At 35.7% G+C, this 16397-nt stretch carries 10 protein-coding genes; 4 read left to right on the top strand and 6 right to left on the bottom strand.

Annotated features, from left to right (window positions below; genetic code table 11):
- On the top strand, positions 1–655 hold a 655-nt coding region (locus F6K22_RS09700), incomplete at its 5' end, for a S1 family peptidase (RefSeq protein ID WP_293096438.1).
- A gap of 16 nt (positions 656–671) precedes the next feature.
- Here the strand turns inward: F6K22_RS09700 and F6K22_RS09695 are convergent.
- The 3 genes from F6K22_RS09695 to F6K22_RS09685 all read right to left on the bottom strand — a co-directional run bounded on the left by F6K22_RS09695 (position 672) and on the right by F6K22_RS09685 (position 3861).
- Entirely contained in the window at positions 672–1016 is a 345-nt protein-coding gene (locus F6K22_RS09695; protein WP_293096435.1) for a hypothetical protein, read from the bottom strand.
- A gap of 447 nt (positions 1017–1463) precedes the next feature.
- A complete protein-coding gene (locus tag F6K22_RS09690) occupies positions 1464–2042 on the bottom strand; it encodes a COP23 domain-containing protein (RefSeq protein WP_293096433.1) in 579 nt (192 codons plus the stop codon).
- A gap of 1072 nt (positions 2043–3114) precedes the next feature.
- Entirely contained in the window at positions 3115–3861 is a 747-nt protein-coding gene (locus F6K22_RS09685; RefSeq protein WP_293096430.1) for a creatininase family protein, read from the bottom strand.
- A gap of 469 nt (positions 3862–4330) precedes the next feature.
- Here F6K22_RS09685 and F6K22_RS09680 point away from each other — a divergent pair, with 469 nt between their 5' ends.
- Together F6K22_RS09680 and F6K22_RS09675 are read left to right on the top strand one after the other, a co-directional pair.
- The gene (locus F6K22_RS09680; RefSeq protein ID WP_293096428.1) at positions 4331–4507 is read left to right on the top strand and encodes a hypothetical protein; all 177 of its coding nucleotides are present in this window, start codon (positions 4331–4333) and stop codon (positions 4505–4507) included.
- Positions 4508–4590: 83 nt separating this feature from the next.
- Positions 4591–5331: a winged helix-turn-helix domain-containing protein gene (locus F6K22_RS09675; protein ID WP_293096425.1), complete on the top strand. Its 741-nt coding sequence runs from the start codon at positions 4591–4593 to the stop codon at positions 5329–5331.
- 1212 nt (positions 5332–6543) lie between these two features.
- Here the strand turns inward: F6K22_RS09675 and sbcD are convergent.
- The 3 genes from sbcD to F6K22_RS09660 all read right to left on the bottom strand — a co-directional run bounded on the left by sbcD (position 6544) and on the right by F6K22_RS09660 (position 13970).
- Entirely contained in the window at positions 6544–7812 is a 1269-nt protein-coding gene (gene sbcD, locus F6K22_RS09670; RefSeq protein ID WP_293096422.1) for an exonuclease subunit SbcD, read from the bottom strand.
- Positions 7813–9079: 1267 nt separating this feature from the next.
- The gene (locus F6K22_RS09665; protein WP_293096419.1) at positions 9080–9907 is read right to left on the bottom strand and encodes a hypothetical protein; all 828 of its coding nucleotides are present in this window, start codon (positions 9905–9907) and stop codon (positions 9080–9082) included.
- Positions 9908–12341: 2434 nt separating this feature from the next.
- On the bottom strand, positions 12342–13970 hold the full coding sequence (locus F6K22_RS09660; protein WP_293096417.1) for a peptide chain release factor 3: 1629 nt from the start codon (positions 13968–13970) through the stop codon (positions 12342–12344).
- A gap of 844 nt (positions 13971–14814) precedes the next feature.
- Here F6K22_RS09660 and F6K22_RS09655 point away from each other — a divergent pair.
- A partial coding sequence (locus F6K22_RS09655) for a PAS domain-containing protein (protein ID WP_293096414.1) occupies positions 14815–16397 on the top strand: 1583 nt, incomplete at its 3' end.

The raw sequence follows: 16397 nt of genomic DNA, 5'->3' as shown, positions 1-16397 counted from the left end.
ATCCAATATTGCCCAACAAGTTACTGTGAGAATTTTTACAGATAATAGTGCAGGTTCTGGAGTAATTATCAAACGGGAAGGTAATACCTACACTATTGTAACTAATCATCATGTAATTGAGAATAACTCTAATAAACTTTACCCAGTTATGAGTGGAGATGGGATAACTCATCAAGCTACCCTAGTTTCCACCCCTCAAATAGGTAATTTGGATGTAGCATTATTGAAATTTACTAGCGATCGCCCCTATAAAGTTGTAGAAACAGTAAAAACTAATCACCTCTTAGTAGGAGAAACTGTTTTTGCTGCAGGTTTTCCCAATTGGTATCAATCAGACTCTTCACAAATGAGTAGTACCCGTGCTTGGGGTAGTCGAGCTTTTCAGTTAACTGTAGGGTCTGTAGAAATGTTAACCAGTCGCACCCTCAGCCAAGGATATCAATTAGGTTATACCAATGATATTAAGAGTGGCATGAGTGGTGGACCGATTCTGAATAGCAAAGGTCAGTTAATTGGTATTAACGGACGGTCAAAATATCCCATTGCTGGAATTGGAGCATTTAGTTTTGCAGATGGATCTCGACCATCTATAGAGCAATTCAAAAAAATGGAACCTTTAAGTTGGGGAATTCCAGCTTCTAAAATCAGGAATTAACTCATATTAAGACTAGCTAAAAGTCCGTCGAAAAAGAATCCCACTTTTCCTCAAACCATACTTTCTCTCTTTTCCATCTAGGATCTCTATTTTTCTGCATTTGTAGGTTAATATTGTTTGTCACCTCATCCAGTTCACCTTGAGACAACCCACGTCTACCTCTAGTTGTAGACTCTTGAGTTAAGTTAACAGTTTTACCACTTGACAAACTATTAGCATTGGTGCTCAATAATTGTTCTGAGGAACCAAGATTATTAGTTGCTGGTTTTTCTTGAGCTTTTGCAGGATTAGCGGTTAAGCTAACAGTGAAAAACATTGCGATTGTTGCAGTAAATAAAGTTGGAGTAGTTCTAACTTTCATGGCTTTCCTCTTGACAATTAATTGAAATACTTTAACAAACAAATTAACGCTTTAGCGTTATTTTATTATACCGTCAATTAACTATATTTTTGCAGTTTGCCTTGGGTTGAAAAATAATTTTGATAGTAGTTAGTTGAGATAATTTAATTTGCCTATAAATTTATTTATGAAGTGGTTAAAACAGACACAAACTTAGAAAAAACCAAGCTATGAGTGTCTGATAAAATCACCTGTATATCATCTACAGATTTTGATTTATTCTTACCCGGATAAATGAATTTTAGGACATAATTTTACTTTAAATTAGTGATGGTGTATAGCACTGCCATGCTAACACTCAATAGGATCAAATCTAATTTTACTTAAGTTATAAATCCTCAAGAAAAAGAAGTGAAGAGGGAAAGTTTATTTCTTTAGTTATTCCCTCAACATTTCTGCTAAAATCACTTATTCGTAGATGGGTTCGTCACTAGCAGTACCTTGCCCGAAATCTTTAAATTGAGTGATAATTTCTTCTGATTTATCACGATTTCCTGGCTTTAATGTGAAGACCACATTATCAAAATTAGGCTTTTCTTCTGGAGAAACATAAACCACTTGCTCATGGTTTACAACACCAATTTGACTGATATCTGCGAAAGTTTCCATCCCTAGGGTGTAAGCAAGGTTAGTTAGACGAGTGCTAACTGCTTGACAACGACGGTCAGGAGTATAAGCACCTTTGGGATGATCGGAAGAAAGAGTTGCAGTCCATACAATCATTGGTTTAGAGGAAACTTGAATAACTTCTCGTTTCACTAGGGGATATCCGCCTAAAAGTCCAGGTTCACTTGTATCCCGTGTTTCACGAACTATTTGAGGAACAGTTGCATATTGATTTTCTGCTGCATTAACTGAAACACAGGTGAAAACTACTTTGTCAGTAGTTTCAAATTGTCCTGCTTTAGCTTCTGATTGAGGTAGAAAACCCCAGAGACCAACGGTTGCTAAAACACCTGCTAAGGAAATTTTTAATTGGTTATTCACAATCTTGACCTCTGACTTAATATCTGCTTCGGGAGAGAAGTTATTTGTTTCTTCTCTATACTTTTACGGTAGAGGAATTACTTAGGATTGTCAGTAAGAATAAAGTAATATTTCAAAACAAGACTTTCAGACAATAGGTTATCTGAAAGTAATAAAAAAGTAATATATATTAGCTATTTGTCTACTGGTTTACTGTTTTTATGTGTCGTTTTTGCTTGAGATAATTTAGATGTTTCTGAATACTATGTTAACTCAATTTTCGGTTTTTGCAACCTTTAATATCTAAGTTTCTAGATTAATTTAATCTACATAAAGGTTGTGGCTGAAAAATTATATAAATTAAATGTACTTTAATCAGTTATAGCAATTCCCATATTCGTGAGGTAAAAAATTCTTTGGTTTTAGGGAACAGGGAACACCAGATCTGGGAATAGGGAGTAGGGAGCAGTAATTCTCGTTCCGCAGGAATAGATAAAGAAGAAAAACAACTGTACCTCACAAAGGCTGAGAAACGCTATACAGCGCTACGCGCAAGTTCAAAGTCAAAAGTCAAAAGTATTCTCTGACTGAGTTTGAGCATTTATAAATGTCCGCGCCCTATTTGCACAGTGCTATATCATATTAAATCTGGTAGTATCGGTATAAATAAAGTATAGAAACTGGGTTGGTATTAAATGTCCTACTATACTGAGATCTGTCTTCCACAAACCCGGTTTCTTATGACACTTCGATTGCCAAGGGGATTTGATATCAGTTATCAAAAAACCTAACCCCCTAACCCCCTTCCCTTCAAGGGAAGGGGGAGGAAAACTCCGTCCCGTGCTTGTATACTAGTCACCGTTACTTTTAGGACATTCTCAAACTATTTAATTGGTAGTCCTGCATAGTAATGTTAGATAGGGACAAGCAACGCTTTGTGTGGGCAATTCTGCCTGGGAGTATGGGAGCAAGATGCTCCCACTGCCATGCCTCGTAACAAAAATAATTACAATAAACGACTATTACAATGCACCACTACCCTTTAATTTAGTCCGTGCTGCGAATTTAACTTCTAAATTCTAAATTCTAAATTCTAATCACTATTAATAAACTCCAAGTAAGAATTACTCAGTTCCTTGACTGCTAACTCATAAAACTGCTTACCATGCTCGGGTGTAGCTAATGCAGGGTTAGAACCCATACGACCATCGGGATATCGGCGACGAAAATCAGCAGCACTATATATTGAATATCCAGTAGCTACATCTTCTGAAAGTGGAGCCTGTTTAATTGCTTCTGGGTAAACATACTGAGTTAAAGCTACTTCACTAGGTGTAGCATGAGAACCTTCGCGATCGCTATACAACTCTTTGGCTAATTTGTAAACTGAGCTACACATAAACCAATTTCCGACTTTGCACTTAATCTGGTCTGCATTGGCAATGTTTAAATCAGCTAAGTGAGCATAGGTTTCTGAGAAGGCAGCTTTCAGAGTAGCGATATTACCTCCGTGACCATTAATAAAGAAAAATTTGGTAAATCCTGCTTTAGTTAAACAAACTATATAGTCACGAATCATCTGAATCATTGTACTAGGCCGCAGACTGATTGTACCTGGGAAACCTGTATGATGTAAAGCCATTCCTACATTAATTGTCGGTCCTACTAATGCTTGTACTGTTTCTCCTACTCCCTTTGAGATGGCTTCTGCACAAATAGCATCTGTACCAATCAATCCTGTAGGTCCATGCTGTTCAGTAGAACCAATTGGCAAAATAATACCTTGAGATTGATTTAGATAAGCTTCGACTTCAGACCAAGTACTTAAATGTAGTAACATATCTAGATTTTGATTGATTGATTTATACTTTTAATTTTTATTGTTAGTATAAAATTTAATATGATATTAAATTAGGATTAAACTATTTAATATACTCTAAATTCCTCAATGTTGAGACAAAAATTAAAATTCATAGATTAATCTATTAAGTTTCTGGCAGATAGCGTTTCCCAAGCTAATGAGGTACAGTTGTTTTTCTTCTTTATTTATTCCTACGGAACCAGAATTACTACTCCCTACTTCCTATTCCCATTCCCAGTTAAGTGTTCCCTAAAACCAGAGAATTTTGTATCTCACGCTTTTTGGGAATTGCTATAACAGTTTCTAGTAATGCTTTATTGAATTTGTATGACATTTTCAAATTTAACCTTTTGATAACCTAAAGTTAACAAAGCGTTAACCTATTAGCTCTACTATAAGGGCATCCAAGTTTTGTATTCAGCACAACAATGCAAAATAAAAATGGGAAATGCTGACTAAACTAACACCTATCCCTAAAAACGACAAAAAACCGGACCACAGCACAGATACCGCTGGTGCTATGGTTGCTCTAGTAATGTATCATAGTCAAAATGCGTTGTACAAATGGGAGAAAGACCCTGTGCTTTTGGCAGTTGGATGGTTGGAAATTAATTCAGTTAATTAGCTACAAAATTAGCAATTGCCTAATTTCTCAGCAAGGCAATATTAATTAATAATTCACCATTAAACCTACCAGAAGCGATATTTATGTTTTCCCCAGATCTAAGCGAAAGTCTTTCCAGGTCTGTCGTCAGAACAAATAGTAAGATTTTATTATTAGAGACAGAAGAGCTGTTTCGGGATATGTTAGCCCTAGCTCTAGAAGAACAAGGTTGTGAAGTAGTTATTGCTCCAGACGGACGTAGTGTTATTCCCACTCTTGAGAATTCTTTATCAGTTAAAAGTGAAAAATCCTTCAATCTGTTAATTCTTGACTCTGTTAATGGTTTAGATTTATGCCGGATGTTAAGACATCAAGGTAATTTAATACCAATAATGATTTTAGGAGCAAGAGGTAGTGCTAATAATTGTGCTTTTTATTTAGAAGCTGGAGCTGATGATTATGTAACTAAACCTTTCGGGATGCGGGAGTTTATGGCTCGTTGCCAAGCTATGATGCGTCGCCAAGGTAATGGTCAACTATCTCAAGCACTTATGCTTCAATATAAAGATATAATCGTTTATCCCGAGGAATGCCGAGTCACGGTCAGAGGTCAAGAAGTGAAACTTTCCCCCAAGCAATTTCGCTTACTTGAACTATTTATGAGTTATCCACGTAGAGTTTGGTCTCGCGAACAATTGTTAGAACAAGTTTGGGGACCAGATTTTATTGGGGATAGTAAAACTGTTGATGTTCATATTCGTTGGTTACGGGAGAAATTAGAGTTAAATCCTAGTAAGCCAGAGTATGTGATTACTGTTAGAGGTTTTGGATATAGATTTGGTTAGTCAGTAGTCAGTAGTCAGTCGTCAGTCGTCAGTCGTCAGTCGTCAGTCGTCAGTCGTCAGTCGTCAGTAGTCAGTAGTCAGTAGTCAGTCGTCAGTAGTCAGTAGTCAGTCGTCAGTCGTCAGTCGTCAGTAGTTAAAAGAGCTTTTTCACTTACTATTAATACTTACTCACTCACTCACTCACTGGGTTTCAGAGCTTATTTCAGCAGTTAGTTGTTGAATGACTGAAAATTTTGTAGTTAGAAGATGATTTAATGATTTTTTCTAACTACTACACTTGAATTTTTGACTTTTAATATCAAATCCGGTTAAACAGTTATAGATTGCTTAAGTCTTTAGGATTCAGAAGAAGATTGAATTACAAAGATGAGCGTAGTTATGAAGATTGGAGATTTTTTTTATGTCTAATCTAAACGGAAGGGAACAGGGAACAGTTGATTAATGGATAATAATAATTACCTCAAGGAAAACCGTGAGGGAATTGAATATAAGGAAATTCAAGAACACTTTTTTTCTCTTGAAATAGAAGGCTTTATATCTGGATTTTTCCGTAAGAGAAAGTCACTTAAATTCTGAGTTTCCAAGAAATAACATTCTCTTGACTACTTGACTTTTTTTAGGATATTACTACTTGTTCCACTACCAGTTATTGAATTACTGAAAATTTTGTGGCTAGAAGATGATTTGATGATTTTTTCTAACTACTACACTTTAACTTTTGACTTTTAATATCAAATCCGGTTAAACAGTTATAGATTGCTTAAGTCTTTAGGAGTGAAGATTGGAGAATTTTTTTATGTCTAATCAAACGGATTTGATATAACTTCTGTAAAGCGGTTGACTACTTAGTGACATACTCCCACACTAACCTGACGGTATAGTGTGGGCTTCTCGTTTCACAGTCCCGGTATTCCGTCGGACTCAACGAGCTTTAAGGACGGGATGCCCCGCCGCCCTTTTGGCCAATCAAAAAGCTGCTCACCTAGGGCCACCATCTGATTTGACATTCTCAACGGGTTACTAGGATTTCTGGGATCTCACCCCATATCTGATTTGATTTTCATGGTTGATCACTGGCGGTTGTTAACTCAAACCAGCTTAAATCTATCATAACATAAAATTTGTAAATTAATGGGACATCGAGTCCCATTAATTTACCGTCGATTCATCTCACACCATAATTGAAAATTTGGTGTGAGATGAATCGACGCTCTAGCTAAATAAACTTAACTGACCATCAAAATTTTCTTCTGATAAATCTGCTTTACCTGCTAGTAATTTAGCAGCAGCTTCTAACATTTCCTCCTGAATATCTTGAATATCTTCCCGATTTTCTAAATAAGTTTTTAAAGCTTCTAAAGGGTCAATACTATTACCTGTTGATAATTCTGGTAAACGGGGCCTTGCTAACTGACTGACTAATTCTGGTTGAATAGTGTAGGTATGTGCTTCACTCAAAGCTTGATGTAAAACTCGATTATCAATCAAATCTAACTGTTCGGAACGTAACTGATAAATTAACCTCACTACTGCATTTTCTATCTGATATTTACTAATGGCTTTTAATAATTCAGTTTGTGGATTTTCAAATTCTGAAACATTAACTTTAATAGTCTGAAAAGTTCGGACTGGTAGAGAACAAAATTTCCATTTTGCTACACCTTTTTCCAGTTCAATCAAAACAAAACCCTTCTCTTCTTTCTCCTCGCTGAAGTCAACTCTTTCAATACTTCCTGGATAAATAATTGGTGGGTTATTAGACTTATTCAAATTTTGATGTTTGTGAACGTGACCTAAAGCAACATAATCAAAACAAGGGCGGTTTAATAGAGAAACAGGAATATTAAAACCTTTGCCAACTGCTAAAAAACGTTCTGCTCCTAAACTTGCCCTATCTGCCATTAAATGACCTAAAAGTACAGTGGGAATTTCTGGGTTTAATTTCCTAATTTCTGCTTCTAATATCACCCGCAGTTTTTCAATTAATGACTCATTGACTTCCTTCATAGATTTACCTTCTGTCTCAGATTTTGTCATTAAATTAGAAGCAGTTAACCAAGGCAATGTAATAATTTGAATATCACCATTTTGAGTTTTAATTTTATGAGTTTCTAAGCGATCGCCTACCACAACTCCCGGTACAGCTAAAGTACGATAAATACCTAAACTTGCACCCCCTTGACCTTGGGAATGTTGGTCGTGATTTCCTACTAATAATACTGTGGGAATTTGACCATCTACTAAACGGCGTAATTGAGCAGCAAAGGCTTGTTTTATGTATGGTGCTGGAGTAGCATCTGGGAAAGCATCTCCACCGAACAAAACTAGATCGACTGGTTCGGAAATTGCTCTATCTATACAAAGTTTTAGACTAGAAATAAAGTCTTCGAGGCGAGTGTTTATACCTGTTTCTGGATTGATGCGACCATGAGAGAAATCACTGCCAATATGAATGTCGGAAAGATGAAGAATTTTAATCATTTTTTAGTTGAATAAAAAATCATGTGTATAGGCGAATAACCCCCATTAACATTTATGATATCACAAAAATTGTGAGGATGCTACCAAAAATCCTTTGACGCGCCGATTTTTTTTAGGAGCTTCAGAGAATGAAAGTGTTGGTGGTTTTCCACTAAGTAGGATGGAGGGAAAGATTTGATTGGGGAAAACTCTATATTTCTGGTATTGCCTCTCAATCGGTAAAGTTAGTTGAATAAAAAATCATGTGTATAGGCGAGTAACCCCACTTAACATTTATGATATCACAAAAATTGTCAGGATGCTACCAAAAATCCTTTGAAGCGCCGATTTTTTTTAGGAGCTTCAGAGAATGAAAATGTTTGCTGTATCGCCTAAGTTTTTAGAGATACCTTCAGGGGTTTTATACAACAATCCCAAATATATTTTAGTATTTTGTCTTAAGGGTTTGGTCTCCAAAACTAAGAGAAAATGGGATTTGAAAACCAAACCCCTACACTCTTTTTTTCACGAATTATTTCATATTACTATATAGAATTTTTCACGACTAATTGAAATACAAAGTTCTAAATTTTGGGCAATACAGATTTACGCCAATTTATGGCATCTTGTATTAATCTTGGCTGTATTGTTATGAAACTAATATCAGTTGCCATTCCTTCTTCTATCTGCTTTACTTTTTTAGCTGCAAAAGGTGAAATATTGTTAATTTATAATAGTCCCTTTAAAGTACACTCTAGTTGTTTTTGTAAGTCTAGATTACTATCGTTACAATCAAATAAATAAATAATCAACAACAACATGAATAGTTAATCCAGGGATTAATTTTTGTTTTGCTTCAGAATTTGGTAGTGATAAAATTAATTTTTTAGCCTTGTTCAATTATTTTTAATATTCACGATTGGTATTGAAGGCCGAAGCATTTTCTGGGTAATATAATGCTTTAGCAGTTAGATTTTATGGTGTCTCTTTTTGAACCAGCATATCAGGTATTATAGATGTAGTAAAAGCACTGGCAATCATTGAATTATTTAGTATAAGAATGGGTAGCGTTGCTTTAAAAAAATTTCTGGTCAACTTAAATTCAAGAAAAAAGGTAGAGATGATAGCTTTACTTTAGATGGCTCAATATCGGTAGGCTTTAATCTGATTAAATTGCCAAGAATTGGATGGGTGAAAACCTGCGAAATTTTGCCAGATAACATTACCCTCGTTACCAATGCGTGAAGATAACTACCGTATTATATCGCTACTTTTCGCAAATTGTTAACTAAGTTGAAACTCCCTGAGCACCAAAAGAGCGATCGCCCACCGCAGTATCTAGATAACGCTGAATATTTCGTTCAGAAATTTTCAACAGTCGTCTCACATCAGTAGGTTGAGAAAAAAACTGTTCCGGTTTAGATAAAATAGTCAATGCTGCTAAACCCCCAGCCCCTCGCGCTCTACCATTCCAATTACTCCAAGCAGTCGGGTTCCAACCTTTGCCACGAGTACCTGCAATTAATATTTTTGTCTGTTGCGCTAACCAGTCTGTAATTTTTTGTACCCGTTGCTCATCCCAAGCCTTATAACAGAGGTCGTAAGCTAGGGCGACACCTGCCACAATAGGAGCGTGTTCTAATAATCGCGGGCCAGGGTTATTCAGGGATTTTTCTACTATTTGCCATCCTGTCTCTGCCGCTTGGGGGTCATCATTTAATAGGGAGAGGAAACAATGACCTGCTGCATGATATCCACCCTTGGGAACGAATGCTTCGTAATAGATTTTTTGCTGGAGAGAGTTTTCAAGTTGAGCGAGAATAGCTTTACCTGTGGGGGTTTTTGCTTTTTCTCGTAATTCTGGCAATTGATTTTGACGGAAAATTAGCCGTGGATGTTCTCTGGGAGATATAGGTGTATAGTTTGATATTTTTCTGGGCAAGTAAGGCGCAATATTTCCTGTAACTTTTCCACTGACAAGTTGTTTGTTAAAAGTTCCTGAATAACTACCAACTATCTGCTTTTTATCTTTTTTATCAGTTTGCAATTCGATTAAATATTTAGCTATTTCACTGCCTATCCAAGAGTCAGGATTAATATTTATTTTTACTTCCAACTGCCAGGAATTATCTTTTTTTATAATGTCAACAATACCGTCATGGTCTGCTTGATTAAATGTTGGGGAAAAACCCCATATTTCTGTTTCGCATTGGGAATTTTGACAAACTAAATCTAAGGTAATGTCTTGATAGGTAATATTTTTTTCTCCTTGTTTCCATAGTGCATTGTCTAGGGTGATACTAATATCTCCTGATAAATCTGCTGCGATTAATTTTTGTCTCGAAAATTATGCAATTCCTACAGTTAGTAAACATATAGTTGATAGAGTAATAATTTTGTTTCGTCTCATTGTTAATTATTGGCAAGATTTGAGTAAATTTATAGCCAGTTTAAATCATTTGTAAAAGAACTTTCCTTGCACCAAAAGGATTGCAGTTCTATTGATTTTGAAGAAGCTATATTATCTTAGTTTAGCAATCTTGCTGTTGTAATAACTGATTAAAAATAAAGATTTTTACAGTCTATTGTTGTTATGGGGATTCGGCTCATACAGCTATAGCTTGGTTCAACAATTAATAATTAATAATTACCTCTTCTTATAGCATTGAGGATTGGTGCTCAAGGAATTTTTTTCTTCTCAAGGGGAGATTGGATATGGCGTTTCGCTGCGCGACATGAAAAGCGCAGCTCCTCTGCAAGAGGCAGCTCCTCTACACTCTTCAGGAGACCTCGCCATCCCATCCTAAGGTCATGCTCCGCTTTCCGACCGCTCTGTTGGTCGATTGGATATGGCGTTTCGGCGCTTGAGCCGACATGAAAAGCGTTTCGCTTTCCTACGGAATAATTGCGCAAACGCGACATGAAAAGCGCAGCTCCTCTGCAAGAGGCAGCTCCTCTACACTCTTCAGGAGACCTCGCCATCCCATCCTAAGGTCATGCTCCGCTTTCCGACCGCTCTGTTGGTCGATTGGAGGCAAGCCAGGAGACCTCGCCATCCCATCCTGACGGACTGCTCCGCTTTCCGACCGCTTTTTCTCCATGAATGGAGAGGCTTTATACCTTAAGAGTTCGGTAAGTCGGTAAGATCGTATAATTATAATTTTTTGAAATTGCCCCAGACTTAACACCTGAGTGCTTCAGAAAATGAAATGACTATTGCGACATTCGCAACACAGAGGAGAAATTAGCTTTGCCTCAGACTTAACACCGGAGTGCTTCAGAAAATGAAATGACTATTGCGACATTCGCAACACAGAGGAGAAATTAGCTTTGCCTCAGACTTAACACCGGAGTGCTTCAGAAAATGAAATGACTATTGCGCTATTCGCAACACAGAGGAGAAATTAGCTTTGCCTCAGACTTAACACCGGAGTGCTTCAGAAAATGAAATGACTATTGCGCTATTCGCAACACAGAGGAGAAATTAGCTTTGCCTCAGACTTAACACCGGAGTGCTTCAGAAAATGAAATGACTATTGCGCTATTCGCAACACAGAGGAGAAATTAGTTTTTCCTCAGACTTAACACCGGAGTGCTTCAGAAAATGAAATGACTATTGCGACATTCGCAACACAGAGGAGAAATTAGTTTTTCCCCAGACTTAACACCGGAGTGCTTCAGAAAATGAAATGACTATTGCGCTATTCGCAACACAGAGGAGAAATTAGCTTTGCCTCAGACTTAACACCGGAGTGCTTCAGAAAATGAAATAACTATTGCGCTATTGGCAACACAGAGGAGAAATTAGTTTTTCCCCAGACTTAACACCGGAGTGCTTCAGAAAATGGGGATAGCATTAATATTACTCCCGATAATTCTGTGGTTAAAATAACATAGACATTTTTGAACAATTAATAATTAATAATTAGCTTTCCTGAAAACAAAGAGGATTAGCAAATAGGATAGTTTGCCTTGATTTATTCAAAACAGAAGAAGCCTTAAACCTTAATTATTCAGTAAAAAATATATCTATATATTGTGTAGCACTATAGTTTTAATATTTATAGCAATCCTCCGCATATTCGTGTCAAAAATCTTACTGCTTTTTAGGGAACACTTAACTGGGAACAGGCAACAGGCAACAGGTGTGAGTTTCAGTTTTTTTATTTACTTTTTGATTACCTGCGACCTATGCGCGGATTGCTATATATAGTGTTTTAACCTAACTTATGATTACAATCAGGAAGAAGAATAAAAGTAAAGTACTAGGTACTAAATTGAACCTTTTCTTCTAACTTCTTCCTTCTTCCTGACTTTAATTATTTCAACAAATTGGAAAAATGGTAGCTCTCTATCAAAAAGATAGTTAAAAATTTCCTGATAAATTGAACCTTTTCTTCTAACTTCTTCCTTCCTTGAATTATTTCAACAAAATTGAAAATTAGTAGCTCTCCATCAAAAATAGAGTGGAAAATTATCTTTTAAATTGAAGATATTCCTCCTTCCTCCTTCCTCCTTCCTCCTTCCTCCTTCTTCCTTCTTCATTCTACTCACAAAGACTCCGGTTCTTGACCAGAAACAACAGGTGCAGTAGTATTCAAATTTAACTCTGGATGCTCAGATTCTACCTGTTGACAATTCCACTCATTTTTAAACAACAAAACAGGTCGCCCCCAACTATCTTTCACCGCCACAGTATTAAATAACCTACCCACTTTTTCCAGTATTTCCCAACCACCATCTACCCAACGCGCCACAGTAAAAGGCAACATTTCCACTCTAGTTTCCACTCCATATTCATTTTGCATTCTAAACTGAACAACCTCTAATTGCAGTTGCCCAACAGCAGCTAAAATAGGGTCTCTTTTTGCCTCATCTGCTGAGTACATAATTTGCACCGCACCTTCTTCTCTTAATTCATTAACTCCTTTACGAAATTGCTTAAATTTAGAAGGATTAGGATTCCTTAAATAAGCAAATATTTCTGGTGAGAAACAAGGGATACCTTCGTACTCTAATTTCTTGCCATTATAAATAGTATCTCCTATGGCAAATACTCCCGGATTATTTAAACCAATTACATCACCAGGATAAGCAATTTCAATTGATGCTCTATCTTGGGCAAATAACTTTTGCGGACGAGATAATCGCACTGTTTTGCCAGTTCTAGCATGACTAACTGTCATATCTTTTTCAAATTTTCCCGTGCAAACCCTAATAAATGCCACCCTATCTCTATGTTTTGGGTCCATATTAGCTTGCAATTTAAACACAAATCCAGTGAATTCTGGATGAGTAGGAGAAATTTCCCCAACTGTACTTTTATGAGTGCCTGGTTTTAGAGCATATTCTAAGAAAGCATCTAGGAATAATTGCACCCCAAAATTAGTCATAGCACTACCAAAAAATACAGGAGTCATTTCTCCTTTATGTATCTCTTCTAAATCTAAATCTGAACCTAATTCCTCTAGTAATTCTAAATCTTCTTTGAGTTGGTAATAAAGGTCTTGCTCCAAGAATTTTTCTATCTGAGGGTCACCTAAATTTATTACTGTATTTGTTGCTGCTTTCCTACCATGAATACTCCGCTCAAATAGGTGAATTTGTTGTTTCCTTCGATCGAATACTCCTTTAAAGCGATCGCCCATACCGATCGGCCAATTTACAGGATATGTTTTTAAGCCTAATTCTTGTTCTATTTCATCCAATAGTTCTAAAGGTTCTCTCCCCGGTCTATCCATTTTATTAATAAAGGTAAAAATGGGTAGTTTTCGCATCTTACAAACTTCAAATAATTTGCGAGTTTGAGGTTCTAAACCTTTAGCACCATCTTCTAACATTACGGCGTTATCTGCTGCTGCTAATGTTCTATATGTATCTTCGCTAAAATCTTGGTGACCGGGAGTATCTAGAAGATTTATTTGACAGTTTTGATACTCAAATTGTAGAACTGTGGAAGTAATAGAAATACCTCTTTGTTGTTCCATTGCCATCCAGTCTGAGGTGGCATGACGTTGTGCTCTTTTAGCTTTTACTGCACCAGCTTCTTGAATAGCACCTCCGTACAATAATAGTTTTTCTGTAAGGGTGGTTTTACCAGCATCAGGATGAGAAATAATTGCAAAGTTACGTCGTTTATCTACTGCTATTTGCAATTCAGTTTCAATTTCAATGGACATAAGTTAAGTTGACTTCTAGAATCCGTAACAATTAATCATATTATATATTTATCTAGGCTGAATTTAATATATTTCTCATTATGATATAATCTGTAGCAATATGATTTGACTTGTGAGATATTGGATACTTTTAGGGAATAGGGAATAGAGAATAGGGAACACAGAAGAAGAAAAAATGAATATATATGAATATGATAACTCCTATATTAGATATTAGACTTCTTGGAGAAGTAAAGGAATAGGGAATAGGGAGATTAAATTGTTAATTTTAGAACTTGAATTGATTTAATTAAAACTTTTACCAGAGGTTTATTCTCTACTTTTAAGGAATAGCTCAATTCTCACATCTGATTCCTGATTGCTATATATTAAAATTATCTATATTAAGAGACTGTTTGTAAAATAAGTATTAAGAGAGATGCGTAGTGACTAAAATCTAAAAGCGGTAGTACTTCAAGAGATTGAAATTTGGTAGATACCAGAGGTGGAAAGGTACATATATTCGTAGATTTTTAACTTACACAGGACTTACGCAAAGCTACTATATATAGAGTTCAAAAACTATAACGTTATAGTTTTTTACGCTATATCTGTGGTCTAGTGCGTAAGTCCTATTAAAAATAGTTGTCTTGATTTCTTCCTCCCTATTCCCAGTTAAGTGTTCCCAGTTAAGTGTTCCCTATCTCCTTTTTATATTTCCTGATACATTCAGTCTCTAATACATACCTGAAATTATAAATAGAATAAATACTTTTCCTATTATCAAAGTATCAATTTAATAAAATCAATACTTAATTTTTTGAAATCTGAGAGTTGTATCAATTTTTTTTTACCAGAAAGGTGTATGAATTTTTTATCAAAAATTTGGAATACAGGAAATTTTATTCCTCACGGACATTGTTATCTTTGGCAGCCAGAATTAGTGTGGCTTCATCTGTTATCTGATTTATTAATTGCATTAGCTTATTTTTCAATTCCTATCTCTTTAGTTTATTTCATTCAGAAGCGAGAGGATGTGCCTTACCCAGAAATATTTGTCTTATTTAGTGCATTTATTGTTGCCTGTGGAATGACACACTTAATGGCAGTTTTGACTCTATGGCATCCTATTTATTGGTTATCAGGTTTTCTTAAAGCAATAACAGCAGGAATATCTGCTTTTACAACAGTGACATTAGTACCATTAATTCCTAAATTATTAGCGGTTTATAGCCCAGGAAAACTAGAATTAATTAACCATAAATTAAAAGTAGAAATTCAAGAACGTCAACAAGCACAGGAAGAATTACAAGCATCCGAAAAACGTTTAAGTGGAATTTTGAAAATTGCTAAAGATGCCATTATTTCAGTAGATGAAAATCAAAATATTTCTATGTTTAATCAAGGAGCAGAAAAAATATTTGGATATCAAGCAAGTGAAGTTTTAGGAAAATCATTAAATTTGCTATTGCCGAAACGATACAAAACAAATCATCAAAACTATGTACGTCAATTTTGTACCGATTCTGAAGTTTCTCGTCTAATGACTAATCGTGGTCAAATTTGGGGGCTTCGGAAAGATGGTACTGAGTTTCCAGCAGCAGCTTCTATTTCTAAATTAGAGCTACAAAAAGAGACTATATTAACAGCAATTATTAATGATATTAGTGAAGAAGTAGAAGCAAAAAATAGACTAAAAACAGCTTTACAACAATTGAATTTTCATGTGGAAAATACACCACTAGGACTGATTGAATGGAATAGTGAATTTCGAGTACAACGTTGGTCAGGACAAGCAGAAAAAATCTTTGGTTGGCAAGCAGATGAAGTAATAGGTCTACAGGTAAATGATTGGAAATTTATATTTGCTGAAGATTTAGAAAAAGTTGGTAGTCTAATGCAACAACTCCAACTTGGAAATATACCCAGAAATATTTCCCTAAATCGTAACTATACTAAAGAGGGGAAAGTAATAAATTGTGAATGGTATAACTCTGCTTTTTTGGACGAAAAAGGAAATTTAATTTCGATATTATCCCTAGTTTTAGATGTGACAGACCGGATACAAGCACAAGTAGAATTACAACTATCTCAACAAAAACTGCAATTAATTATTAATACTATTCCCCAATCAATATTTTGGAAAAATCAAGACCTAGTATATCAGGGGTGTAATTATAGTTTTGCTAATAGAGCTGGTTTTGGATCGCCCGCAGAAATAGTTGGTAAAACTGACTATGATTTACCCGGAAATAAAGAACATTTTGAACATTATTGCAGAATAGATCGTCAAGTCATCCAATCTAATAGCCCTATATACCAAATAATTGAACCTCAATTAACTAATCATGGTCAGCAAAGATGGTTACAAACAAGTAAAGTTCCTATTCATAATCAAGATGGTGAAATAATTGGTATTCTTGGCAGTTATGAAGATATTACTGAACG

The sequence above is a fragment of the Okeania sp. SIO2F4 genome (assembly GCF_010672385.1).
In the GTDB taxonomy this organism is placed as follows: Bacteria; Cyanobacteriota; Cyanobacteriia; order Cyanobacteriales; family Microcoleaceae; genus Trichodesmium.
The sequence above is the reverse complement of the archived record's forward strand: the minus strand, read 5'-3'. Positions and strand labels throughout refer to the sequence as shown.